Raw genomic sequence first — 24076 nt, forward strand, 5'->3', positions numbered from 1 at the left:
CTAGATGGTCCGGAACACGACGCCGTCGAGAGCGACCCAGCCGGCGGTGCCGGTGTAGTCGCGGATCTGCATCGTGCCGTCGGGGTCGATCGTGAGGGTGCCGTTGACGCCGGCGTTGACGAGGATGGAGCGGTACACCGACGAGGCAGGCCTGGCAGCGACCGGCAGCGTCGCAACCGTGGACACCCCCGACGTGGCCGCCGGCGCCCTGGCCAGGCCGGACAGGGAGACCGTGTTGTCGCCGTTGATGCGGTAGGCGGGTGAGTAGAACGGTGACCCCCACGCCGACCAGGTGCCGGAGTAGGTGAGGGCCTGCCACGTGCCGGCCGTGGACGAGGGCGCCAGCCGCCCGAGGGCCATCCAGTTCCCCATGCCGGAAACGGTGAGGATGATCGTGTCACCGACCACGGGCGTGACATACAGGTCGGTGCGGCGGGCGACGATGCCGTCGGTGGTCGTGACGGTGCCGGTGGTCTGGATCGACGCGACGACGGCCAGCCGCCAGTCGGCCCCGCGGATGCTGGGGTCCTGGTCGGATGCCTGCCTCACCTGGCTGTAGAGGGTGTCGGCGAGGTCGGCGGCAGCCTGCTGCACGGAGTTCATCACGCGGCCTCCCTCGCGGAGATCGTGCGGATGGTGAACGCGCCGCCCACATCCAGCGGCACGGGGAACGCGGAGACCTGGTGGAGCTCTGCGCTGCCGTCCGCGTAGACGACCCGCAGCACGTCGCCGACCTCCAGCGCCGGATTGGGCAGCGTGGTCAGGTCCGCGGACGCGTTCGCCGCCTGGGCCTGCCTCAGTCGCAGCGTTGCCGCAGCGGTCGCCTGGATCGAGGTGAGGATCGCCGGCGAGGTGACCGGCTGCGGGGCCAGACGATGCCCGTAGGGGCCGTCCCAGTAGGTGGGGCTGCCCGGGTCGGAGTCGACGACGAGCACCTGGAACGGCGCGACACCAGCCTCGCTGTTCTCCCCGCCGGCCAGGATGCCGTTGAAAACAGCGTCACTGCTCATGCCCCGGCTTGCCTCAACGTAGGTGCCGCCCTCGCCTGCCGCGACCGTCCAGACGGGGCTGGCGGTGAGGATGTCAGGCAGCTCGGCGATGACGAACCCCCCGGAGCCGTCCGCATACACCTCGGCGCCGATGACGGACGCGAGTTCACTGACCGCCGCCCACGGATCGGCCCCGACATCCCAGGTGCGGGCTCCGATACCGACGTCCGCGACCGATCCGGTGACCACCGAGGCGGCCGGGATCGACCGCTGGATCAGGGCGGTGACGGCGCTCACCGCGGTACCCGTGGCCCGGTAAGGGGCGGTGAACCGATCGTCGGATACGACCACTTCGAGGCCTTTCCCGGTGATGGTCACGGGACCTTCGTCGACGTCACCGCTGACGCTGTCGATCCGGAACACGCCGAGCGGTACGAGCTCCTGGGAGCCGTCGCCGTACTGGACGCCGCGGCTGATCCGCAGGCGGGCACCGTAGATGCTGATCCTGTCGGCGGCGGTCCGCGGAATGAGGGTGGGGTCGGAGAGCGTGACCGTGCAGGTGCGGCGCACGGACGCGCTCCGGTCGACGGACACGCTGCCGCCGGTGATGTTGAGAACCTCATCGGTGCCGTCTGTGCGGATGAGGACCACCTCGACGGCGACGTCGTGGGATTCGGCGATGGCCTGCAGGAACCTGTCGGTGACGGGATACATCAGGCTCCGATCTGCCGGTCCAGGAACACGTCCTCCCAGGTTGCGTACTTGGAAAGCACCTCGGCCCACGTCGCGTTCTCGGTGAGGATGTCCTGCCAGGTGCGGCCGGAGGAGCTGGCGACGCCCACCGTGGCGGGCATGTCGACCTGCTTGACGGGCAGCTGCCAGGTCCGCCACTGCTCGGTCGCCATGCCCTGACGGCCCTCCGCGGCGGCGCCGACGGCGATGTACATGTCGTCGACGCCGTGGCCGGGGGCTGCCTGCCACAGCAGCACCGCCCCGGAGTCGAGCAGCCGGTGCAGCGCAGCCCTCTCCTCGTCGGTCTGGGTATACAGGGAGAGGGTTCCCTCGAGGCCGGCTCGGACGTCGCTGAGGATGACCGGGTTACGGCGGCGCCGCACCCGGTATTCGGCCTGAGCGATCGGCCGGCTCCACGACGGAGGCTCCGCCATCATGACCCGCATGTTCCGGTCCGGGCGGCCCGGGTCCTTCAGCCACGCGTACTGGGTGTCGCCCGGATCGAGCTCGACACTGACGCTGGTCCGCGCCTCCGCGGCGGCGCTGACATCGGCCGCGATCTCCACGTAGTAGGTGACCGGCACGCCGAGCGGGGCCTCCGCATCCTCGATGACCAGCTGGTCGGCGGCGATCACCTCGAACCGGATCAGGCCGGACGCGCCGCGGACCAGGGTCCGGGGCGCGTCGGCGGTCACCCGCCACACCGACATCAGATAGCCGACGGTCAGCTCCCGCAATGTCAGCGTGACCACGGCCGTCGCGTCGTCGGCGGCAACCTCGATGAGGGGCAGCGCCTCCCAGATCTGCACCGCGTCGACCCGCAGCGCCGACGACGTCGACGTCGCGGTCAGCGACAGTTCCACCGCGGCCTGCGTCGCGAGCGCGGGCGCCGTCCCGCTGTGCGTGAGCACCCACCAGTTCGGCGTCGGCGCCGCCGCAGAGGTCGAGGAGGTGAGGCCCAGGCTGTTGTTGGCGGCGTCGTACCAGCGGATGTGCCTCTGAAGCGTCCAGCCGCCCGCGGACACGTTCGTGTACAGCTGCAGCCGGTAGCTCTTCCCGGCCGCCGCGCCCGCGGGGAAACGCGCGGAGCGGATCGTGCTCGCGGTAGCCGTCGCCGACGACACGGTCAGCGCGTAGGCGCCGTCGACACCGTAGGTTCCCCACGGCGTGGACCGGGCCAGCGTGGCCACACCGCTGACCACCGTCCAGCCGGCAACGTCCGCCTCGAACGAGGCGTCGGCGTAGGGGACGATGCTGCCCTCGCGGATCACCGGGACGGTCGCGATGACCGCGCCGTCGATCCGCATCACCTGCGCGGCCGTACCGGACGTGATGCCGACCGCGAGCGTCGCATAGGCCGTGGTGGCCGGGGCGACCGCGGACACTCGCTGCTGGTAGTAGCCGGTCCCTGGGGCCGCCAGGTTCGCGCGCGTCGCAGTCAGCAGAACGTCCGCGGCCGTGTAGAACCGCAGCTCCACCCACGTGGTGCTGCCCGAAGTCGGCGGGCTGAGATAGCAGTAGCCGACGTACTCGGTGCCCGCCATCGCCGTCGGCTTCTCGGTGACCTTCGCCGCCGCGTTGCCGTTCGCGGTCACCGTCAGCGCCAGAACCTGGCCGCCCGCCAGGTAGTAGTCGACCGGCCACTGCACCATCGGCGCCTGCCGGGCCACGCTGCAATTCGTCTCCGCCACCCACTTGAGGGTGGCGTGCTCGATGCCCTCCGCGTCCGCCGACAACAGGTTGCCCTGGGTTCGCATCGGAAGACCGAGGTACACATTCTCGAAGTGGTTGACGACCGACCCGGCCGCGGGGGTCGCCGACACCACCACCTGGGCGGAAGCCGCCGTAGCCGGCGCGACCCCGGAGACTGCGATCCGGTGCCAGGTCGCCGAGGCCGTAGCCGTGGACAGCGACCAGGTGATGCTGATCTCGGCGTTCGCCGCAGTCATCCAGCGGATCCCGATCCGCTCCGGCACCGTCGCACCAGAAGCGTCCGCGAACGCCTGATACTCCTGGCCGACGGTCACCGGATAGGAGGAGGCGGTGCGGGCCTGCATCTCACCCGAGGCCGTCGACGACAGACGGAGCGTCCCGTCCCCGTTCCGGCCGCCCGTCCCCTTACTGATCGTGCAGTTCAGCTTGGCGAGCCAGCCGCTGGTGTTGGGATCGACGGCCTCGGTGACAGCGGACAGGAAGTTTCCGGGGATCGCCATGCTTACCCCCTTCGGCCTGATGTCACGGTGTTCCGGAGGCCCCGCATTCCTGCCGTTACGCGCCCGTCGGCCCGATCGTCCACGTAGGCGTGGAACTCCTGACCATCGACGACGAGCGTGAGCTGGTCACCGGGGCCGATCCCTCGGGCAGAGTTGGCGAGCGCGCTTTCGGCGAGCCGCCACTGGGGTGCGGTGAGGATCGCCTCAGGCCTACCGCTGGCGTTGACTGCGGTGGTGACTCCTGGCTGGAGCCAGCCGCCTGAGTCGTACTTCTTGAGGGCGGGCGCGAAGCCGTATCGGGTTTGGAAGAGTGCGTTGTCGTAGCCGCGGGCGCGTGCGCCCACGACGACACCGTCCCCGCCGCGGCTCTCGACGTTCATGCCGGCCAGGGTTCCGGCGGTGTGGCCGACCCCGTTATTGGTGATGCCGATCATGAATGGGCTCTTCAGGTTGCGGTGCCAGCCAGCCGGGGCGGTGTCCCCCTGGAAGGAAAACGTCGACCACAGACGCCCGCCAGGAGCCAGCCCCTGGATGACCTTCTGGATCCCGGACATGAAGCCCGAGCAGTCCCATGAAGGATCGCCCGCGCCACCCCACTGGTAGGGCTTGCCGGCCTGCGAGCGGGCGAAGCCCATGGCCGCGGCGACCGAGCCCGAGGCCGAGCCTCCGATGAGACCCTCCGCCGCGGAGACGACCTTCTCCTTCAGGCTCTGCAGCATCTTGATCGGGAACTGGCTGAGTGCCTGCGCCCACTGCGACCCGGTCAGGTTGGAGCCGATCTGGTCGCGGATGAACTTGGTCGCGACATCCCAGGCCTGACTCGGGCTCGTCATGAACTCGATACCGTCCATGAGGGCGCCGCCGATCTGGCGGGCCTTGCCGGACAGCCAGTCCACGACACCCCCGTCCGCGAAGCGTGGGACACCGACCACCCCGCCGTTGGCGAAGGCGGAGCCGCTGCGGGCAGCCCGCGCCCGGAGTGCCTCGACGGCCGCATGGCCGCCCGCGCCCCGTACCTCGCGGGCCGTCCACACGTGCTCTCCGTTGGAGAGCAGGGCTGGGATGCTGTCCGAGGTGGCGGTGCCGGCGCCGAAGACAGAGCCGCCTGAGGCGAAGTGGAGCACGCCAAGCTGCTTGGAGCCGGTGAACTCCGCAACGGCATTCCAGACTTTTCGGACCCCGTCGTTGTACACCACGTCCACCAGGTATTGGACGGGCTTGCGAGCGATGTCCTTCAGGCCTTCCCAGATCCTGCCGATCGCGTCGACCCCGGTCTTGAAGCTGTCCCGGACGTAGTCGATTCCCTTCGAGATGTTGTCGAACGCCGGCTTGATGAACGTCTGGTACACCCATCGGATCGCGATACCGATCCCGTCCCATGCGGGCTTGATGGCGTTCTGCCACAGCCACATCGCCGCCGCGCCGAGGACGCGGATCATCGACACGATGTTGTCGATCGTCGGCTTGATGCCGTTCGCCCACAGCCACTTCGAGCCTGCGGCGATGAGGTCCCACGCCGGCTTGATCGCGTTGGTCCACAGCCACATGGCAACGGCTCCAGCGAACCGGAACAGGGCAACGATGTTGTCGATCGCCGGCTTGATTCCGTTACTCCACAGCCACATTGCCCCGGCAGCGATCAGGTCGAAGACGGGCTTGATCGCCACATCCCACAGCCAGCCGAAGATCGCGCCGAGCATTTTGATCGCGACGACGGTCGGCAGGACGAATATGGTCAGCACGATCGTGGCGAGGGTACGGAACGCGGACCCGATCAGAGAGAGCGCAGGCTGCAGGTAGTTCCACAGCCACACGGCCGCATCGCCCACGGCCCGAAGGCCGGTCATGAAGCCCTCAAGAGCGGGCTTGATGACGCGCTCCCAGGCCCACATGACCGCCGTCTGGATACCCGCCCATACAGCCTGCACGATGGCCCGGAAGGTCTCGCTGCGCCTGTAGGCGATGACGATGGCGGCGGCCAGAGCGATGAGCGCGATCACGATCAGGGTGATCGGGTTCAGTGCCATGACCGCGTTCAGCAGCGCCTGCGCTGCGGTGAAACCGGACGTCACCGCCGTGCCGATGAGGATGGCCGCCCGGTAGATGGAAAAGACCGCGGTCACGGCGGCGGTAGCGATGGCCTGCGCGTTGAGGGCGATCGTCAACCCGCCTATGAGGATCGCGGCCGGGGTCAGCCAGACGCCCCACTCGCGCAGCCAGTCGACGACCGACAGGCCGACGCCGAGTAGGAATTTCAGGGCAGCGATGAGCGGGCCGCCGACCGCCGTGGTGACGGCGAGAATCGGCGGCAGCAAGTAGGTGTTGAACCCGTGCGCGACCTCCAGCATGACGGGCAGGACTTCGCTTGTGAGGAGGTCGATCAGGTTCTGCTTGATGGTCCTGCCAAAGACTTCCAGTTCGTGCATGGGCCCGGAGTGGAGCGTCTTGCCCAGCTCGCCGGCGGCGCCGGTGATCAGGCCGAAGCCGTCGATGGCGGTGTTCGGATCCAGCGCGAACAGGGCGTTGCCGAGGTCTTCGGCCTGTGTGCCGAACAGGCCGACGGCCGCCGCGTTCTGGGCAACCGGATCCTTCATCTCGCGAAGCTTGTCGAGGACGATCTGCAGGCCTTCGCCCGCAGTGTCGCCACCCTTCGCGATCTGCAGGGACATCTTCTCTGCGTCCAGCCCGAGCGCCTTGTACGCGTCCTGCGAGGACGTGGACATGTCGATCGCACGGATGCCGAATTCCTTGAACGCGTCGGCAATGATGTCGGTGTCCCGGGCGCCCGCTGCGATGCCCTGCTGGAACAGGCCGAGCGCTTCCTCGCCGTCGATGCCCAGCTTCTTGAACTGGATCGAGTACTCCTGGAATGTGTCCAGGAGATCGTTCGCGTTCGGGCCCAGCTTCTGGAAGCCGACCGTGATCAGATCGAGGGCGGCCTCTGCCGACGGCGCGACTCCGTTCTTGAACATCGCCGCGACGGCTTCGGTCTGCCGCTCCATGTCCGTAGCGAACGTCACCGAGACGTCGCTCATCTTCCCGGCGATGGATTCGAGCTGGGCGTTCGTGGCATCCGGGGAGACGAGGCCGGCATTGACCACGGCACGGATCGCGTCCGCGCCTTCCTGGAACGTCTCGGTGATGCCCTTGCTGTACAACTTGCCCGCGACCTGGCCGTACTTCCCGGCGTCCTTCGCGGTCGCACCCAGCTGGGCCTGCAGCGTGGACGTGATGCCCGCTTGCTCGATCGCCTCGGCGATGCCGGCGACGAGGACAGCGCCCGCCGCGACGCCCGCCGCCGCGACGCCGATGAGGAGCTTCTCCTTCAGGCTGCCGCCCGCAGCCTCACCGGCGTCCGCGCCTGCGTCCTCGGACGGGCCGACGAGTTGGCTGCGCAGCTCGTCGGCGATCCCGCGAACGGAGGGAATGATCTGGATCGTTGCGTAGCCGACATTCGGCACCCGGCACCCCCAGTCAGGTCAGGCGATTCGGCCGTCAGCTATGGCTTCCGCGCGCTCGCGCCTGCGTTCGCGGGCGGCTTCGAGCCGGGCCACGCGATCAGCGCCCGACGTCTTGGACGCCGGTGCTCTGAGCCACCAGCGCGGGTACGGCTTGGGTACCTTCGGCAGGTTCGACTTCTTCTCGACGTTGCTGGCGACGATGTGCCAGTCGACGTTCTGGAGCATGTCGAACAGGTCGGCGAGGAGAACCGCCTCAGGTGTCGGCTCCGGGCGGCCGCCGTTGAGGGCGGTACGCACCCGGCTGCCGGGCGGCAGGCCATCGACGTAGGAGGCGAGCTCTCGCCACGTCAGTCCGCCGGTGAACAGGTCTCGGAGACGGACTCCGTACTCGCTGCGGAGGTCTGCCTCGAGGGCCCGACCGTGCCTCCGGATCAGTTCCCGGAGGCCTCGGATTCCCCCGACTGGACTCCGGAGTGCGCCTGCCACGCCTTGAAGAGCCGCATGAGCTTGTGCTGCGGCATGGGCACCTTGCGGAACTCCTCCCACTGGTCGCCCAGTGCGAGCTTCATGCTGTTCACGACGACGCCCACGTCGCCGCCCTCGGCAGCTTCGATGGTGTCCCACGCGTCGAGTTCCTGCATGTGGGTGAACTCGAATCGCCGGCCACCGAAGTGGACTCGGAAGGGCCGGAGTTCTACTTCGGCTTCGACGGCGTCGAGGTTGAAGTCGAACGGCTGGTCGTCGGCCGGCTTGGCGGTCGCGGTTCGGGTGGCCATAACTACTCGCTTTCGGCTCGCGGTTCGGGGCGGATGACCTGCACCGTGGCGGCCATCAGGGTGAAGCGGACTGTGCTGATGCCGTCGGGGTTAAGGCCGATCTCCATGGGTTGGGTGGCGACGAGCCAGGGGAAAGGCTTGCCATCGACGAGGATCGCGCCGCCCGGCTGGATGACGATCTCCTGGGCAAGCTGCGGCTCGGGGGCCTGCTGTTGTTCGGTGGCGTCGCCGTAGGCCATGGCGGCGACGACCTTGCCGCGCAGATGGCGGGGCAGGTCGGCGTCGTGCGGGATCAGGCCGAGGTGGACGGCCTTGTCGTGGATCTGCTGGTCGGTGTAGCTGAGGGGCATGACGCTCCTGTCGCGGTTCGGAGGGGTGCACCGGGGCGCGGCCGAACCGCGACGAAGGCCGCGCCCCGGCGGTCAGCTGACCGTCACCGCGCAGGTGTCGGAGAAGCCGCCGTAGGAGGCGGTGATGGTGGCGGAGCCGGTGGCCACGGCCGTGACGTAGCCGCTTTCGACGGTCGCCTTGGTCAGGTTGCTGGACACCCACGACGCGGACGCTGTGACGATCGCCGTGGACAGGTCGCTGTAGGTGGCCGTGGCGACGAGCGCCCCGATCGCCGCGGGGGCCAGGGTCTTGGTGGCAGGCGTGACGTCCAGGGCGGTCATCGTCGGCGTGTTCTGGCGGTCGAAGAGGACGCCGCCGCCGGTGGGATAGATCGTCGCGACGAACGTCATAGATTCGAGGTCGGTCTCGTTCTCGCCGTGGTCTCCGTCGAGCGAGACTTCCGCGTAGTTCGCGGTGATCAGACGCCGGACCTTGTTGCCCTCGCGCGTTTCGAACGCGACCAGCACCTTGGCCGGGCGGGGCACGACGATCTGAGTGGAGGACGAGCCGGGCCACAGGAGCGAGAACGTGGTGTCGTTGTCCTCCAGGGCGGTGAAGCTCTTCGTCATCTTGAAGTGATTGCGCGACGTCTTGACGAGGATGCCGCCCCACGCGAACTTGTCGTCGGTATCCTCGTCGCGGGATTCGGGAAAGCCGTCGTCGCCGTCGAGGAGACCGACGAGATCCCAGTCCACGCCGAACGGGGTACCCGCGTTGGCGGGCAGGGTCGCGGAGAGGTTGGTTGAGATGTAGACGTCCGCGTCCGTCCACAGATTTGCCTTCAGCGGGTCGCCGGCCACGGCGTCCTCCTTCATTGGGTAAGGGGTTGTCGTCGCAGTTCGGCGGTCCAGATCAGGCGCTGAGCACCTGGGGTTTGACGTTGGCGAGGACGGTAAACGTGCTGAGGTCGATGCCGGAGGCGGCCCGCTCTGCGCCCTCGTCGACCGCCGCGATCGGGCCAGTGCCGGGCCGGGTACCGCGGATGACGGGCCCGGAGTGGATCAGGAGCAGGGCCTGGCAGAGCATCGCCAGGTCGTGTGCCTGGTCGGCGTCCTTGTGCCACACGGTGACGCGCAGCGTGCAGCGGGCATTGGCCATGGACTGATGCGGGAAGTCGGAGTCCTTGCGAACCATGACGTAAGGCAGATGCGGGGTCTCCGGTGACCGGTCGCCCGGGACCCGGGTTCCTACGGTGACTCCGTTGGCGTAGGTCTCATGGCGGCCGGTCAGTGCCGTCCGCAGGAGAGTGGCGCCCGCGGCCTGCACGTCTCCGAAAACAACGAGCGGCTTCACTGCTGCCAGGCCTTCACCTCAAGGCCGGCGGCAGCGGCCGCGCGGGTGAGGATGCCGTCACGGGCCTGCCACGCCATGCCGCGCACATCGGCCACGACGACCGTTGCCGCGCCGCGGTCCGTCGTGTACTTGCGAACCTCGACGGGGACACCGTCACGGACGCTCGCCTTGACGTTGTCGGCGACCTGCTGGGCGCAGCCGTCCACCAGGTCGCGGACTCCTTGGCCCTTGAGGACTTCCCGCACGCCGGCCGCGTCCAGCTCGAACTTCTCCAGCACAGCAGGCCTCCTATCCGGTGGACCGCTTCATTTCGAACTCGATGTGGTGCACCGCGTTCACGAACAGGTCCGGCCAGCGCGCGACCTCTCCGTCGACCTCAAGAGTCAGACCGTCCCACTCGATGCGGTCGTCCGCGCGAATGTCGGGGTCGGTGCCCTCGGCGGACTGGACATGCCAGCCGGTGACCTTCGACGAGCGGGTCTCGTCATGGGACTCCTGCTGGACGCTGGGCTGGATGTTGACCTGCTCGACGGTCAGGCGGGTAGCGGTCGTCCAGTCGGCGACCGTGTTCCCGCCGCGGTCCGGGCGCGTGCCCGCGCGTACCCGGACGAGCGTCTGGTTGAACATCATCAGGCGTCGCTCCCAGTCTGAACCTGATGGCGTTCGACGGCCGCGGACCACTGACTGGTGACGCCCGTCTCCCAGGTCACGGACTGCCCGCCGACGGCCTTCGACTTCACGCCGGGCTCGGCCCGATAGTTGGCGCGCGCCTGCTCGATGACCGCGTCCGAGATGTCGGACGGGATCTCCGTCCAGCCGTGGCTGTACGTGACCTCGATGCAGCGGAGCTTGTCGGGCCAAACCTGACAGCTGAGGCGGCGCAGGATGCCCGCCTCGGACCAGTCGTAGTCCGTGCCTTCGACGAGCTCCTCGCCCTCAAGGATTACCTTCTTGACGGCGGTCGTCGGCCAGACCGGAAGCAGAAGTGACTGCCGGCCGTTGCCGTCGAGGGTGATGACCTCGTCCTCGATCAGATCGACCGCGTGGCCGGCTGCCCCCCGGAACCGCTGCGACGCGGAGCGGAGAACCTCGAGCAGAAGCGGGTCGTCAGCCGGGACTCGCAGGTAGAGCGCCAGCCGTGCCGGGTCGGCCAGCGGAGTGTCAGTCGCCACCACCCGCACCGCCCTTGCCGCGAGGCGCACGCGCCTTGTTGGCCGCGGCGGTACGCGCCTTGTTCGGGTCCGTGTCAGCTGCCTTCGCGCTGCTGCCTGATTCGACGAGATCCTCGTCGGACAGGCCGTGACGCTCGGCATCCTCCGCGCTCAGCTTGAGGACGGACTCGCTTCCGCCGGGCGATATGTACCGGTACTTCCTGAGCGGGCCGCTCATGGCGGACACCTCCACGATGTGCTGATCGACGGGAATGGCGGTCGAGGGCGGTCCGCACGCCGCATGCTCGGCGCCGCACGGGCACCGCCCTCGAGCCGTCTGCCGGGTGAACAGGGTCACGGCGCAAGCTGGCCGGATGTCCGCATCGCGGCGAGCAGCGCGTTGACCTTGGTGCGGAGTGCCAGGTAGTCGGCGCGCAGGGCGTCGTACTCGGCCTTTGTCGGGTTGGCGCCAGCGGCGACCACGGAAGTGGCGGCCGCGGCGTCGGCCACGGCTGTGGCTTGCCTGCCTTCGCGAGCAGCGCCCGCGCCAGCGTTGAGATAGGCCATGCCCTTACTCCTTGGTTAGGGAAGCGGCCAGCGGTCGCGCTTCCTCGTGTTGCAGCTCGTACAGATCGGGCGAAGATTCGCCAGCATGTGCGGGCCACCCTTGGCCAGCGGCTTGACGTGATCGATCGCCTCGTATGGGACGCGGCAGACCCAGCATCGACCGCCCCAGTAGGCCACCTTGGCAGCGACGTGATCGCTACTGAACCGGTAGACCGCTACGCCCCGCTTGATTGCGGCATGACGCCTCCGCCACACCTCCCGCTTCCGCTCTGGATCCAGAACGTAGGCGCGCCGTTGCGAATTGGCGCGAATCTCGCGGCGCCTCTCAGGATTCTCTGCAGCCCATTTGGCGGCCCGCCGCTTCACGACTGCCGGGTTGGCTCGGTAGGAAGTGATGGCCCGTTCCTTAAGCGTCTCTGCGTTTCTTGCGTAGTAGTCACGCTTGACGGGTTGCCGCTTCTCGCGATTCTTCGCATAGGACGCCCGGTCCGACGCCCGCTTGCACTCACGGCAGTAGGGGAACAGTCCGTCGCTCCAGCGCTTCCCCACAGGGAACTCGCTTACGGGCTTCGTTGCGCTACAACGAGCACAGGCCTTAGTCTGAGACACGCTCGGTCTCCTGCTTAGATCAGGTATTCCGGCAGGCCCCGGCGAGGTGTTGGTAGCACCAACCCGGGGCGCTTCTTATTCCCGCAGTTTATCGGGGATATCAGGCCGTGAGGTCGATTTCAACAAATGCGTTGGGCTGCAGCACCCCAAAGGCAGCGCGCATTTCCGCGAGGATTGCCACCAAATTCCTCACGAAGAAATCCGCATGACTGTCGGTCATCTGGATGGACGCCTGCTCGCGGTCCCAGAGGACCGCCTTGCGGAAGTCGCCCACGTAGCCGGTGCCCGCGGGGACCGCTTCGGTCTCGATGACCGGGACGCCCCAGAGGGTGCCAGCCGAGCCGGAGCTGGAGGGGCCGCCGAAGTAGAAGCGGGCCTCGTTGTCCTGGAGGAGGTCAATCGTTTCCAGGTCTGCCGGGTTGAGGAGGTAAGCGTTGGCGACCGAGCGGCCGACGGTGCGGACCTTGGTCTTGGCCTTGCGGGTGGTCGTCAGAGCGTTGGTGTCCCAGGCCTGGGCCTGGACGCCGGAGACGTTGCTGAGGCCCTCGAAGTTTTCGCCGGTACCGTCACCGGAGATCATCTGGTCTTCGAGTTCCTCCTCCAGCCCGTAGCGGAGGAAGGCGTCGATCAGGGTCCTGATCTGGGCCGCGTCACTGAGAGCCCGCTTGGTGACCGGGATCCAGTGTGCGATCGTGCGCACCGGGGTGGTGACCTTGGCGGCGGCCAGCGCCGACTCGGGCTTGTACCCTCCGCCCGCGTTGTTGACCAGCGCACCAGCTCCGCCGGGAGCGGTCGGCGCTGCCGAGGACGTGGCCTCGGCGATCGGCGCCGCGTTGTTTGTGGTCGACGTCATCCGCACGTACTCGACCGTGTCCGACGTGGTCGTGCCGTTGGTGACCACGTCGCGCAGCCGCAGCGGGCGCTGGAATGCCTCGAGGGCGACCTGCATCCCGATGCGGTCGTTGTTGACGAACGCGCCGGCGGAGGTGTCGGACAGGCCGGTGACCAGGCTCTTGTATCCGACGGGCAGGGACTGGACGCGCTGCTTGGCGCCGAACTGGCCGTTCGCGGTGGTGCCCATCAGGGCCGCGTACTCGGCCGACTTTACGAAGTGCTCACCGAGAGAGGTCTTCTCGTCGGGCACGATCAGGCCAGCGGGAGTGCGCCGCTCGCCGGACTTCTTCTCGTTGAGGCCGATGTCGTCACCGAGACCGGCCAGCGTCGACCGCAGGGCGGCGTCGCCCTTGGCCTTCTTCAGTTCGTCGCTCCCCTCGGTGGCCTTGGCCATGTGCTCGTTGAGGGCGGATCGCTCCGTGTCGGTGAAGTCGCGGTCCTCGGCCTCGGCCTTCGCGGCGATGGCGCGCGCCTCGGTGAGGTGGTGCTTGATCTGCTCGGTGAGTTCGTCGATCTTGACGGTCATGTCTCCTCGTTCCGGTTAAGCGCCCAGCTCGAGCAGGTCGAGATCCAGGCGAGTAAGCAGGCGGGAGGCGGCGGCACCGACCTTGGCGGCATCCTCTGCGGACGCTTCGCGGGGGTCTGGCGTGGACTCTTCCTCTGTGCTGCTGGGGATGGGTTCGGCCTTGGTTTCCTGGCCGGGCAGGGTCCCGTCGGGCTGGGCGGAGGGCTCGGTGCCCGCGGCCGCCTCGGCGGCCTGCTTGCCGGATTCCTCGGTCGGATTCTCTTCGGTCTTGCTCTTCTCGGGCGTTGCCGCCGCGAGGACCTCACCGATCGCTTCGTGCGCGCGGGTGAGGGAGTCGTAGTTGGCCTGGCTGAGAACGCGGCCGGCCTTCGCGCCGCGAGCCAGGCCGTGGGCCTTGGCCGCGAGGAGTTCGGTCTCCTGGTTGGCGCCGACTAGGCACGGTCCGACCTCGTGGAGCTTGAGTCGGCGGAGCTCGTAGTAGCCGCCGAACTTGTGGTTCTCGTCTTCGACCCAGGCGCCTTCCTTGACGTCGTAGGCGAAGGAGAACTGGGTGACGCGCCTGCCCTTGAGTAGGCGGTACACCTGGGCGCTGGTCGGATTGGTGTCGAGGTCGTCGATCTGGCCAGTGACCTCCAGCCCCTGCAGGGTCTCGACAGCCTTGACGACGACGCCGACGTGAGCGAAAGGATCACCCCAGGCGTGGGACCAGATCACCGGGATCGGGTCACCCTTCTCGCCCCACTCGGCCAGCGTCTCCGTGAACGCGCCCGGACGGACGACGTCGCCCACCGAGTCCTCATTGCCGAACACGCTGACGATCGCCACGAACTGCCCCTCGGCCAGCCCGTCGGCGACGCCCGCCGCCTTCACCCTCGCGGTGAAATCCTTGGTGCGCACGTCATCCCTCCTTCGCATAGTCGAGAGTGCAGTTGCAGTTCACGAGTTCGTCGACCTTGCCCTGGCCGTCGCCCGGCCACCGGAGGCCGTTGGAGAACACGTCGTCGAGGCTGACGGACTCGCCGTTCTGGGCCTTGTGTGAGGGCCGCGGGTTGCGGCCGCCGGTCCGCCAGATCTTCTTCACCAGACCGGACGCTGAGGCGGCATCGTGGCCGCCGAAGGAGCGGAGCTCTGTCGTGGCCGTCGCGGCGCGGACGGTGGCCGCCGACTCCCAAGCCAGGGCCGCGCCCTGCAAGTCTTCGCGCCAGCCGTCGCCGCCACGCTCCTGCACCGTGGCGACCGCCTTGCGGCCGGCCTCCTCGTGCTGCTCCGCGTGCGTGTGCGCGGCCGCGAGGATCCAGGCCAGCATCGCGTCGGCCGACCAGTTCTCGGCATCCGGGTTCCAGGTGTTCAGAACCTCCCAGGCGCCGACCTGGGCCATGCGGTATCCGTGGTCCGCAAGCAGCGCTTCCAGCTGCGCGAGCCGGTCCTCGGAGCCGGCGGCCCACAGCGCCAGCAGGTCCGGCATGTCGCCTGCCTTGGCACCCGCGGCCACCAGCAGCCGGTCGGCGGCTCGCTTCGTCCACTTCTCCAGCGACGTCGCGAACGCCTCGGCCTCGGTCGCCGCGGTTCCCAGTTCAGCCGGCCTGCCGCCCTTGACCAGCGCCAGGCCCCGCGCTTTTGGGAGCGCCGCCGGATCCGGCGCCGTATCCCGCGGCGAAGCAAGCCCGCCCTCGGTCACGTTCATCGGAGTGATCAGCGAATCGCCGCCGTCGATCGCCGGCAGGTTGTTGCGAGCACGCGTCTCGTTGACCGTCATCCACGGCCGGCCCGTCGCCGTTGACGCCGCGACTGCCTGCTCCTCGAAGGAGCCTCGGAGCTTGGCGTCGATGTTGAACTCGCAGTAGACGTCGCCGTTGTCACCCGGCAGGTCAGGCAGGATCTGCGCCACGATCTCCTGCTGCAGCATCACCATCCACGGCCCGAGCGTGTCCTGGTACAGGTGGGCGTGCTGCTCTTTGATGTTGGAGTAAGTGGCGTGATCGAGGATCCCGATCAGTGGCGGCGGGATGAAGTAGGCGGCGCTGACTTCTTCCCTCGTCAGCTTGCGGGCCTCGATGTACTGGGCCTGCTCTGGGTTGAAGCCGACCGGCACGTAGTCCATGCCGTCCTCGAGGATCGGCGTGCCGCCCTCGGCGCCGCCGCCCTGGGAGAACGTCCGCCACATCTCTCGGAAGCGAACCTTCTCCTTGGGCCCCCAGTCAGGTGCGTCAGCCGGACGCTTCAGGACACCCGTCAGTCGGGCCCCGCCCTTCCACATCTGCGATCGCTGGCGGGCCGCCTCGGACGATTCGAGGAGCAGCTCGCGCAGCGACTCGATCGGCGAGGAGCCGACGGTCAGATTGTCAGGCGCATAGCCGTGGATGTGGACGACCTCGTCGATCGCGAAGTCCCGGCCGCCCGCAGTCTCGTAGTACTTGGGGGCGATCCAGTTCCCGCCGTGCGGACGGATCAAGGACGGCGGTACGGGAAGGATCCGCAGCTCACCGTCGAGCTTCAGCTTGATCCCGTACCAGTCGTCATAGAGCGCGACGTCCGAGACGATCCGCTCGACGAACCGGTAGGCAGTCATGCCAGGCATCGGCGCCGCAAGCAGCTTCGCCAGCGGGTGATCCGTCAGCCGCTCGCGATCAGTGTCGCTGACCCTGCGGAAGGTGTGGATGCCCAGCTGGGCGATGTTCCTGGCAAGGAACCCGATCACCGTGCGGACCTGCGGCTGGGTGCGCCAGATCGTCTCGTACTCCCACGGTGCTGCTGACAACGGCATCGCCGCATAGCCGGGGGTGACGCCGGCGCCGGTCACCGCGAGCTGGCCGGAGGAGACCACGAACGCCATCAGCCGCCACCGCCCGTCGCGAGAACCTGGGTGAACTCGATCCGGTGCCGCTCGATGACGACCTCGCCATCCATGGGCTGCGCCGCCCGTCCCGGCTCCAGCAGCTCGGCGTCACGCAGGACCAGCAGCGGGCCGCGCTTAGCCCACAGCACCCCGGAGAAGGCCTTGTCAGCGAGGTTCACGATCACGCGCTTGCGCACCGCGGTGCGACGCCAGGCGAACATGCGGCCTCCTATCAGGCGGCCGCTACACGACCATGATTTCTTCGTCGTCCGCGTAGCGGGACTTCCGTCGCGGGGGCCGGGCGACGACCTCGGCCATCGCCGTGGCCAGCGCCGATACGCCGTCGATCTTGTCGCCAGAGTTCGCCTTGTCGGGCTTGACGTTGCCGGCCGGGTCCATGGCCACCGCCAGGTTGTCGACGCACCAGCGGGCGACCGGGTGGCCACCGTGCCGGAGCGCGGGCGCTTCCGGCGTCCCCTGGAGTGTGAGCCTTTGGATCTCCTTCAGGACCGGGCTCATGGTCGCGAAGCCTTGGCGGACCTTGACCATCGGCGCTCGCTCGCTGACCAGGTCGTTCGTCAGCTGGCTCGCGTTCCATGGGTCGTAGCCGATCGACTTGACCTTGAAGTGGTCACGGTCTCGCCGGATCTGCTCCTTGATCCAGTCGTAGTCCGCGACGTTCCCCGGTGTCGCCACCAGGAAGCCCTCGCGGACCCAGCGGCTGGCCGCGCCTGCGGTTCGCTTGTCCAACGCCCGGAGATTGTCCTCCGGAGTCCAGAACCTGAAGACCGCATCCAGCGTCCCCGTCGAGTCGTCGGGGAACAGCCAGCAGAGCGCGCACAGGTCGGACGAGCTCGCGAGGTCCAGGCCGCCATACGCCTCCCGCCCCTCGAACCGCTTCTCGTCGACCATGGACGCGTTGCGATCCCAAGCCTCCAGCGTCAGGAACCTGGTCGTCTGCTTGGTGCGGATCCCCAGGTGCAGGCGCAAGAACTTGGCCAGGTCGGCCGGCGACTGCTGAGCCTCGGCCGAAGCGCCGCGAAGGTACGCGGCCGAAGGGCTCACGCCGTACCCGGGGTTTGCCTTCCGCCAGGTCGCCTCGGCGTGCGGGTCGTCGTCCTCGCCGGCGCCCCAGACCACGCCGTAGGTGTCCAGGTCGTGCAGCGCGCCGCGGGCCAGCTGCTCGATGTACTGCCGCTTCCGATCGTAGATCGACTCCTGTTTGCCCTCATCCGCCGTCGTGATGATGATGACCAGCGGCTGCCGGCGGGAGCCGGTGCCCGTCTCAATCGTCTCCACCAGGTCGGGCGACTTGTGGACGTGCAGCTCATCGATGATCCCGCCGTGGACATTGGCGCCGTGCAGGGCCTCGGCCACCGACGAGACGACCGTGAAGTAGCTGCCGGATGCCGGGTGCGTGATCTTCTTGGTGAACGCCTTGACGTTCCCCTTCAGTGCCGGCGCCCGCTCCGCGATCGTCTTGATCGGGTCGAAGGTGTAACGGGCCTGCTTCTCCGACGTGGCCGCCGCGTACACCTGGGCACCCGGCTCCGAGTCCGCGGCCATCAGATACACGGCGATGCCGCCCGACAGGGTCGTCTTGCCGTTCCTGCGGGGCACGTCCACGTACAGCTTGCGGACGATCCGCACGTAGCCCTCGGCCTCGTCGTCCCAGCGGACCCAGCCGAACACCGGCGCCAGGATGTACGCCACCTGCCACGGATCCGGGTCCAGTGGCTTGCCCGCCCACTTGCCCTGCGTGTGCCGCAGCAGGTGAAACGACTGCAAGACCTTGTCGACTTTGGCCGGGTCGAAGACCGCACCCTTGGCCTCGCCCGGGTTCGGAGTCTGAATCTTCGGCGGACAGTCCGGCAGCGGGATCCCGCGGGACTCCAGATACCAGGCCACCTCCGGGGAAATCCCCAGGTCAGCCGGAGCCGGCGAACGGGTTCGTCGAGTCCCCATCGTCGTCCCCCTGTCGGCCCACCCTCGACTCAGCCGACGGCGTCAGACCGAACTCCCCCGCCCACGCCCGCAGCTCCTTCGACGCCGCCTCGATCACCGCGACCGCAGGATGCCGCACGCGGCCCTGGGAGTTGGTCGCCAGCACCGAGCCGTCCTCGTCCATCTGCCGCTGCGCCTGGACGAGCCGGTCCCACGTAAGGCAGTACGCAGTCAGAGCGGAGCGGTCGACGGGCTTGAGGAGGTCAAGGCGGGCAAGCTCTGGGACGACCCGCTCCCACTCGGCGCGCGCCTCGGCGGGCAGCCACTCGGGGGCCTCGGGCGGAACCCGCTTGAAGGCGGGCGGCTCAGCGACCTTGCGGCCCCCCGAGTCGCGGCCGGGCCGGGTGCCCTCGACCAGCTTGAGGCCGGCCGGGCGTGGCTTGGGAGAGGGCACGGGAACCCCCTCACGCAGCGTAACGGATCATGGTTGGAGAAACCGCAGGTCAGGGGGGTCCTTGGCTTGAGCGTGCGCCATCCCAGCTCACCGCGGCGCTGTCCAGGATGTCCGTTTTGGTGATTTTGACTCCCCTACCCCCTCCCGGGGGCTTCCCCGGGGGTAAATCCGGGCTTTTGGGAGCCGATTTGGGTTCTCAGAGACCCAAAAGACGGAGATCCGAGGCCCATTTTCCCACCTGGAAACGACCTTGTACAGGGTCAAAATGTGAGCCCAGGACCGTCCGGACGAGTCCTTCGACGCCTGTCCTGAGCCGATTTGACCTCGTGATGAGTCCTGCAGAGCACCTGAACGTTCGCTGGATCCCACTTCGAGCCGCCCTCGGACAGCGGGATGATGTGATCAACCTCAAGGCCGGCCCGCGTGCCACACCATCGACACTGAGGCTCCGCTTCGAGCCTCTGAGCCCTGAATGCGCGCCACTTGCGCGTGCTCCCTGAGCCCCAGGCCTTGGACTTGTTAGCCCACGCCTTCCTCCGGTGCTGCTCGCATCGTCCTTGCGTGGTGAGCTCCTGACACTCAGGATCCCCACATCTCGTGGGGGGCGACGTCGGCACGCCCCGCCCCCTTCCCCCCTGATACCCCCTGCCCCCCCATGAAGGGGGTGGGGGTGTCGCGTAGCCCCTAGGGGGGCGTGAGTTCCTGGATGGCTGCTGCTATACGCCTGGCCAGGTAGGCATGCCCCGCGTCCGTGGGATGGACAGCATCCGTACCGATGTACGTATCGGCGTTCCCGGTGCCCGTGGTGGCCCCTACGCGCCCTGTGCCCGTAATCCATGCCCCATGGATTGCCACGAGCGTCCCTGAGGCGTTGTAGCAGCCTCCAGTGATGGGGCTGATGAACGGGAGCCCTGCAGCAGCTGCCGACGTCCTCAGGGTGGTGTCCGTATTGGTCAGGGTCGACCCTGGGCTGCCTGTGGGCGACCAGCAGCCGATGACGTAGACGTCGCAGTCGGGCAGGCCGGCCTGAATCGTCGAGTACAGGGATGCCGCAGCCGCCCCGATGGTCACCTGGCTGCCCGCGTTGTCGTTGTAGCCCGCCCAGACGACCAGCTTGGTCGGCGCGTTGGCGACGACGTCGGTGGCGACCCGGTTTGCGAGGGTGGTGAAGCTCCCGGAGGTGATGTAGCCGGTTCCTCCGCGGGCTTCGTTCCAGTAGTCGTCGTAGCCGAGGAGCCGGGCCGTCTTGTGGGCCCAGGTGCCTGCTCCGCCGCCTGTGTTCATGCTGGAGCCGTCGGAGAGGCTGTCCCCGAAGGCCATGAACCGGTCCGCGCGCGCGGAGGTCGACCACATGGTCGCTCCTGGCGGTAGGTGCACGCCGCCGAAGGGCACGGTGTAGAAGTCGAACCTCACCGTGCGGGCCTGCGCGACGCCGAGGTTGACGGTCATCAGATGGGTGCTGCCAGGCGTAGTGCCTCCGATCGGCAGCATGAGATCGGTGTAGCGGCGGCCGTCCACCCAGAGCCGGTACATGCCCGCGGTCTGGTAGTTGAAGCGGAGCTGCAGCGTGGCCGCGTCGGTTCCGAATTCGACCGACCAGACCGACTGGGATGACGACAGGGTGCCGCGGGTGTTGGGGTAGCGGCTGATCGGGAGGACGTTGCTGCTGTCCGGGGTGCCGCTGCCGATTTGGAAGCCGGTCGCCCCGAGGTAGCGGAACGGTCCGGTGACGTCGGAGCCCGTGAGGGCTACGCCGGCGGGCGCGTACTTGATGTATCCGCTGGTCGGAGTGCCGGTCTGGGCGACGCTGATGGAAGTCGGAGCGACAGCGGGGCCGAGGTTTGTCAGGCTCAGACGGAACGGGTAGCCGGAGAAGGCGTAGATGCGGCCAGCCCCGGTGCCCTGGTTGGCGAGGGCGATGGTCGCCTGCCCGCCGGAGAGGTGCCCGGCCGCCACGGTGAAGACGATCCCCGAGGACGCCTTGCCGAAGGAAGTGCTGGGGTAGAGCTCAGGGTTGCCCTCGGCGAGCGGGCTGGTGGTGAGAGTGCCGGCGTAGAGGTTGATGGCGCCGGCCGAGTCAAGGAGGACGGCATCGAGGTAACGGGTGCCCGAGTAGAGCATGCCGATGTCGACCCGGATCCGGTCGCCGACCTCCGCGGGGATGCTGCACTTCAGCTGAGTGCCGACACTGGTAGCCGCAATGGTCCAGGAGGCGGCACTGGCCAGATCCTGGACGGCGCCGTCGGAGATGCGGACCTCGTTGGTGCGGAGGCTTGCCCCGTCAGTTCCTGCCGGGCCCTGACGGCCTTGGGCGCCGTCGGCTCCTGCCGGTCCGGTGGCGCCCGTGGCTCCGGTGGCTCCCGGGACGCCTTGCGGTCCCTGTGCTCCGGTCGCCCCGGTGTCGCCAGTGTCGCCCTTGGGCCCCTGCGGACCCGTTGCACCCGCGGCTCCGTCTGCTCCGGCAGGCCCTGCGGATCCCGTAGCGCCCGTAGCGCCGACCGGGCCTTGAGGTCCCGTTGCCCCGGTCGGTCCTGCGGGTCCTTGAGGGCCGGTCGCCCCCGTCGGTCCTGTGGGCCCGGCCGGGCCGGGGACGGTGACGTAGTCGCCCTGCTCCGGACTGGTCGGCGCGAGATCGGCCAGTTGGACGGTGGGGCCGAGGCTGGCGGCGAGGAGGATGTCGTAGCTGTCGCCGGCCGCGTCGTAGGGCCGCTCGATGACCTGGTAGGTCCAGCCGCTGGGGGTGAAGCCGTCGGCATCGCCCGCGAGGAGTTCGACGCTGAGGGTGCCGTTCACCCACTCGCCCACCGCGTCGCCCATGACGATCAGGCCGTGCTCGGTCGAGGTGACGGTGCGGACGCGCGGCCGGAAGATGACCTTGCCGCGCATCGGGCCGCCGTCGGGGTGCGCCCGGTCGTCCTCGATGGTGACGGTCTCTACTCCGTCGGGCAGCGGCATGGCGGACCTCCCTCAGGGTGGATCCGCCGCACCGTGCGGCCGGGCTACTCGGGTGTGGTCGCTTCGCCGTTGACGAGCGTGGCCAGGATGCGCGCCTGCGGTTCTTTCGCCGCGGCGACGGGTTGGACAAGTACTTCGCCGCCCGCGCCTTCGATGGTGACGAAGAGCTTGTTCATGTCCTTCTTCAGCCAGAGCGCGAAGATCCCGGTTAGGGCGACGCGGGTGGCGGTGATGCGGGCCTTCGCCTCTTCGCCACGCTCCAGCGTTATCCTCGCACCCTCGACGGGGACGTCCATCTGGTTCGGGGCTTTGAACTTGCCGCCGAACATGGTGACTCCGGCTGCGGCTGCTGCGCCTCGGATCTTGCTGAGGCGGGCTGCGGCGGCCTTCTCTTCTGGGGTCTTCTTACTGCCGAACATGGGGCGTCCCTCGGTCGCGGTTCTGGGGCGCCCATGGTGGCCGATTTCGGTTCGGCCCGCAGCAGTTTGAGTCAGGCGGCCTTGGGGTTCCGTTGTGGTGCGGGCCGGTAGTTGGCGGCCCGTTCCTGGATCTCGGGGAGCGCGTACATGGTGGTGTGCTCGCGTCCGTTGCCGGCGTACTCGCTAATGCGGCCCTTGAAGCGGCGGATCTTGCCTCGACGTGCCCACTGCCGGATAACGGCCCCGGGGACCCCGGTTGCCTCGGTGGCTTCGTTCTCGAAGACCAAGTCATCGGGGTACAGCTCGTGCAATTCCATGCCACCCCCAGGAACGCGAAAAGCCCCCAGCGAGGTGGGGGCTTGAGGATGCGGACACACGAGTATCTCGCTGAGGGCACTGTGACATATGCCGGATCTTGCCGTCAAGAAAGGCCTGCTATGGACGTAAGGGGGTCTCCATGGACGCCATGATGTCGGCATGGGCGTCTCGTACATGGTCCGCGGTTCGACGGCTGTCGAGTGTCAGCGTGAGTTGGACCGGTTGTGTCTGCTGTTGGGTGCGACGCCGACGACGGCGCCGATGCGGGCGTCCGGGCCGGGCTGGATGGCCCGCGCGATCCTCACGCCGAAGGCCCCCGCGGATGGCGAGGGCCTGGTCGAGCGGTAGGTCAGCTGAGCATCCGCAATACGGGTCCGGGTCCGGGTCCGGTTTGGGCGTCGTTCCAGGCGCCGGCCGAGATGATGTCGGGCTGTTCGGCGCGGATCCGGTCGAGCAGGAGAGCCTCGGCCGAGTCTTCGAGGCCGCGGTTGCCGCCGGCCGCGGTGCGGATGGCGCCGATGACGCAGTAGCCGGTGGCCGCGCTGCCGACGTAGCCGCGGATCCAGCCGTGCTCCCGGATCAGGCTGCCGGCGTGCCGCAGGACGTCGGCCGGGGTGGCTGGTGTCGTTGCCGGCGTGGTGGCCGGGAGCGGGTCGACGAGGATCTCGGGAATCTCGATCGGGGCGGTACGGATCGCGATGGCGAGCCCGGCGCGGTCGAGGTGGTCGTCCATGGCCAGGCCGGCCAAGGCCAGCCGTTCGTCGAGGGTAAGGGCCGGGGCCGCCGTCACACGGACGGCGGCCGGGGCGAGGGCGATCACTTGGCTTTCCCGGTTCCGCGGCAGAGGTCGCACTCGACGACGCCTCGTTCCCCACCGAAGACCCACCACAGCTTGCCCTTGCCGCCGCATTTGCCACAGAGGCCGAGGAGCCGGGCGCGGGTGAGGCTGAGGTTAGAGTTCTGCTTGATCCACTGCTCGTCGGTCATCCCGGCCATCACCACCACCCCTTGCGGGCGCCGGACTTCTTGTCGGCCTTGGCTCGCGCAGCCGCCTCGGCGCCCAGGCGCTCCATCTCCTCGGCTCCGTCGTTCTGCGAACCGAACGTCCCCTTGAACTCCTGACCGCGGCCGATTCCGTAGAGACCCTCGTCGCGGCAGTCGGGGCCGGGGTCGGAGTGGTGGGGAATCCCGCGGGGCGGGGTGTCGTAGACGGTGCCGGCCCAGCGGAAGAAGGTCTCGGCGCTGGTGTTGTTGCCGATCTGCCAGCCGCCGAGGAGGGGATGCTTGCCGGTGACGGTGTGCTCGCTCCAGGTCTGGGCGTGGTTCCACAGGTGGGCGTTGCCGCCGTGCTCGGGGGTGTTGATGACGTAGACGGTCTTGCCCTTGTGGAGGGAGCGGAGGAAGTCCTTCTCGTCTCCGCGGCGCTTGGTGGTCCAGCTCTTACCCATGACGTTCTCCTTGGTCGGTATGCGGTGGTTTGTTCTCTGCTCGAGGGTGTGCTCGTTCTGCTCCGGTGCAGGTCAGAGGTTGCTCGCGGTCTGTTCGGGGG

29 protein-coding genes are annotated in these 24076 nt (G+C 68.4%); 1 reads left to right on the forward strand and 28 read right to left on the reverse strand.

Going from position 1 to position 24076, the window contains the following annotated elements; all coding sequences use genetic code 11:
• The 25 genes from ACZ573_RS27855 to ACZ573_RS27975 all read right to left on the reverse strand — a co-directional run bounded on the left by ACZ573_RS27855 (window position 1) and on the right by ACZ573_RS27975 (window position 22526).
• Window positions 1–603 (reverse strand): hypothetical protein, encoded by a 603-nt coding sequence (locus ACZ573_RS27855; protein WP_471308975.1) that lies wholly within the window; start codon window positions 601–603, stop codon window positions 1–3.
• Window positions 603–1703 (reverse strand): DUF5047 domain-containing protein, encoded by a 1101-nt coding sequence (locus ACZ573_RS27860; protein WP_471308977.1) that lies wholly within the window; start codon window positions 1701–1703, stop codon window positions 603–605. Before ACZ573_RS27860 ends, ACZ573_RS27855 begins: the two co-directional genes overlap by 1 nt.
• Window positions 1703–3934, reverse strand: a complete 2232-nt coding sequence (locus ACZ573_RS27865; protein WP_471308980.1) for a hypothetical protein — start codon at window positions 3932–3934, stop codon at window positions 1703–1705. The genes ACZ573_RS27860 and ACZ573_RS27865 overlap by 1 nt, the downstream gene beginning before the upstream one ends.
• 2 nt (window positions 3935–3936) lie before the next feature.
• Entirely contained in the window at window positions 3937–7395 is a 3459-nt protein-coding gene (locus tag ACZ573_RS27870; protein WP_471308982.1) for a phage tail tape measure protein, read from the reverse strand.
• A gap of 18 nt (window positions 7396–7413) precedes the next feature.
• Window positions 7414–7692, reverse strand: coding sequence for a hypothetical protein (locus ACZ573_RS27875; protein WP_471308985.1), 279 nt, complete (start codon window positions 7690–7692; stop codon window positions 7414–7416).
• A gap of 134 nt (window positions 7693–7826) precedes the next feature.
• Window positions 7827–8171, reverse strand: coding sequence for a hypothetical protein (locus ACZ573_RS27880; protein ID WP_471308987.1), 345 nt, complete (start codon window positions 8169–8171; stop codon window positions 7827–7829).
• A 2-nt stretch (window positions 8172–8173) separates the two neighbouring features.
• Window positions 8174–8521: a hypothetical protein gene (locus ACZ573_RS27885; RefSeq protein ID WP_471308989.1), complete on the reverse strand. Its 348-nt coding sequence runs from the start codon at window positions 8519–8521 to the stop codon at window positions 8174–8176.
• 72 nt (window positions 8522–8593) lie between these two features.
• On the reverse strand, window positions 8594–9361 hold the full coding sequence (locus ACZ573_RS27890; protein ID WP_471308992.1) for an Ig-like domain-containing protein: 768 nt from the start codon (window positions 9359–9361) through the stop codon (window positions 8594–8596).
• 52 nt (window positions 9362–9413) lie between these two features.
• A complete protein-coding gene (locus ACZ573_RS27895; RefSeq protein WP_471308995.1) occupies window positions 9414–9854 on the reverse strand; it encodes a hypothetical protein in 441 nt (146 codons plus the stop codon).
• Window positions 9851–10132, reverse strand: coding sequence for a hypothetical protein (locus ACZ573_RS27900; protein ID WP_471308999.1), 282 nt, complete (start codon window positions 10130–10132; stop codon window positions 9851–9853). Before ACZ573_RS27900 ends, ACZ573_RS27895 begins: the two co-directional genes overlap by 4 nt.
• A gap of 10 nt (window positions 10133–10142) precedes the next feature.
• On the reverse strand, window positions 10143–10484 hold the full coding sequence (locus tag ACZ573_RS27905; RefSeq protein ID WP_471309002.1) for a hypothetical protein: 342 nt from the start codon (window positions 10482–10484) through the stop codon (window positions 10143–10145).
• The gene (locus ACZ573_RS27910; protein WP_471309005.1) at window positions 10484–11026 is read right to left on the reverse strand and encodes a mobile element protein; all 543 of its coding nucleotides are present in this window, start codon (window positions 11024–11026) and stop codon (window positions 10484–10486) included. The genes ACZ573_RS27905 and ACZ573_RS27910 overlap by 1 nt, the downstream gene beginning before the upstream one ends.
• Entirely contained in the window at window positions 11016–11243 is a 228-nt protein-coding gene (locus tag ACZ573_RS27915; RefSeq protein WP_471309008.1) for a hypothetical protein, read from the reverse strand. The genes ACZ573_RS27910 and ACZ573_RS27915 overlap by 11 nt, the downstream gene beginning before the upstream one ends.
• Window positions 11244–11359: 116 nt before the next feature.
• Window positions 11360–11572: a hypothetical protein gene (locus ACZ573_RS27920; protein ID WP_471309010.1), complete on the reverse strand. Its 213-nt coding sequence runs from the start codon at window positions 11570–11572 to the stop codon at window positions 11360–11362.
• Between the two features lie 15 nt (window positions 11573–11587).
• Window positions 11588–12181 (reverse strand): HNH endonuclease signature motif containing protein, encoded by a 594-nt coding sequence (locus ACZ573_RS27925; protein ID WP_471309012.1) that lies wholly within the window; start codon window positions 12179–12181, stop codon window positions 11588–11590.
• A gap of 100 nt (window positions 12182–12281) precedes the next feature.
• Window positions 12282–13601 carry a phage major capsid protein gene (locus tag ACZ573_RS27930; protein ID WP_471309015.1) on the reverse strand — a complete coding sequence of 440 codons (1320 nt, stop codon included), beginning with the start codon at window positions 13599–13601 and terminating at the stop codon, window positions 12282–12284.
• A 15-nt stretch (window positions 13602–13616) separates the two neighbouring features.
• Complete coding sequence (locus tag ACZ573_RS27935) at window positions 13617–14498, reverse strand: HK97 family phage prohead protease (RefSeq protein ID WP_471309018.1); 882 nt, start codon at window positions 14496–14498, stop codon at window positions 13617–13619.
• Between the two features lies 1 nt (window position 14499).
• On the reverse strand, window positions 14500–16434 hold the full coding sequence (locus ACZ573_RS27940) for a phage portal protein (protein WP_471309021.1): 1935 nt from the start codon (window positions 16432–16434) through the stop codon (window positions 14500–14502).
• On the reverse strand, window positions 16434–16658 hold the full coding sequence (locus tag ACZ573_RS27945) for a hypothetical protein (protein WP_471309023.1): 225 nt from the start codon (window positions 16656–16658) through the stop codon (window positions 16434–16436). The genes ACZ573_RS27940 and ACZ573_RS27945 overlap by 1 nt, the downstream gene beginning before the upstream one ends.
• Window positions 16659–16680: 22 nt before the next feature.
• Window positions 16681–18345: a terminase large subunit gene (locus tag ACZ573_RS27950; RefSeq protein WP_471309026.1), complete on the reverse strand. Its 1665-nt coding sequence runs from the start codon at window positions 18343–18345 to the stop codon at window positions 16681–16683.
• 19 nt (window positions 18346–18364) lie between these two features.
• Window positions 18365–18835 carry a phage terminase small subunit P27 family gene (locus tag ACZ573_RS27955; RefSeq protein WP_471309029.1) on the reverse strand — a complete coding sequence of 157 codons (471 nt, stop codon included), beginning with the start codon at window positions 18833–18835 and terminating at the stop codon, window positions 18365–18367.
• A 260-nt stretch (window positions 18836–19095) separates the two neighbouring features.
• A complete protein-coding gene (locus ACZ573_RS27960) occupies window positions 19096–19452 on the reverse strand; it encodes an HNH endonuclease (RefSeq protein ID WP_471309032.1) in 357 nt (118 codons plus the stop codon).
• Window positions 19453–19519: 67 nt separating this feature from the next.
• Window positions 19520–21790, reverse strand: coding sequence for an SGNH/GDSL hydrolase family protein (locus ACZ573_RS27965; RefSeq protein ID WP_471309035.1), 2271 nt, complete (start codon window positions 21788–21790; stop codon window positions 19520–19522).
• Between the two features lie 44 nt (window positions 21791–21834).
• Window positions 21835–22209: a hypothetical protein gene (locus ACZ573_RS27970; RefSeq protein WP_471309040.1), complete on the reverse strand. Its 375-nt coding sequence runs from the start codon at window positions 22207–22209 to the stop codon at window positions 21835–21837.
• 71 nt (window positions 22210–22280) lie between these two features.
• Window positions 22281–22526: a hypothetical protein gene (locus tag ACZ573_RS27975; RefSeq protein ID WP_471309043.1), complete on the reverse strand. Its 246-nt coding sequence runs from the start codon at window positions 22524–22526 to the stop codon at window positions 22281–22283.
• A 160-nt stretch (window positions 22527–22686) separates the two neighbouring features.
• Between ACZ573_RS27975 and ACZ573_RS27980 the strand changes: the two genes are divergently transcribed.
• Window positions 22687–22875 (forward strand): hypothetical protein, encoded by a 189-nt coding sequence (locus tag ACZ573_RS27980; RefSeq protein ID WP_471309045.1) that lies wholly within the window; start codon window positions 22687–22689, stop codon window positions 22873–22875.
• Window position 22876: 1 nt separating this feature from the next.
• On the opposite strand, the gene ACZ573_RS27985 is transcribed toward ACZ573_RS27980, so the two are convergent.
• The 3 genes from ACZ573_RS27985 to ACZ573_RS27995 are packed head-to-tail and all read right to left on the reverse strand — an operon-like array spanning window position 22877 to window position 23975.
• Window positions 22877–23347, reverse strand: a complete 471-nt coding sequence (locus ACZ573_RS27985; RefSeq protein WP_471309048.1) for a DUF6197 family protein — start codon at window positions 23345–23347, stop codon at window positions 22877–22879.
• The gene (locus ACZ573_RS27990; RefSeq protein ID WP_471309051.1) at window positions 23344–23514 is read right to left on the reverse strand and encodes a hypothetical protein; all 171 of its coding nucleotides are present in this window, start codon (window positions 23512–23514) and stop codon (window positions 23344–23346) included. Before ACZ573_RS27990 ends, ACZ573_RS27985 begins: the two co-directional genes overlap by 4 nt.
• Before the next feature lie 8 nt (window positions 23515–23522).
• Window positions 23523–23975: a hypothetical protein gene (locus ACZ573_RS27995; RefSeq protein ID WP_471309054.1), complete on the reverse strand. Its 453-nt coding sequence runs from the start codon at window positions 23973–23975 to the stop codon at window positions 23523–23525.
• Between the last annotated feature and the right edge of the window lie 101 nt (window positions 23976–24076).

It is taken from the genome of Streptomyces sp. NPDC040545, from assembly GCF_055595065.1.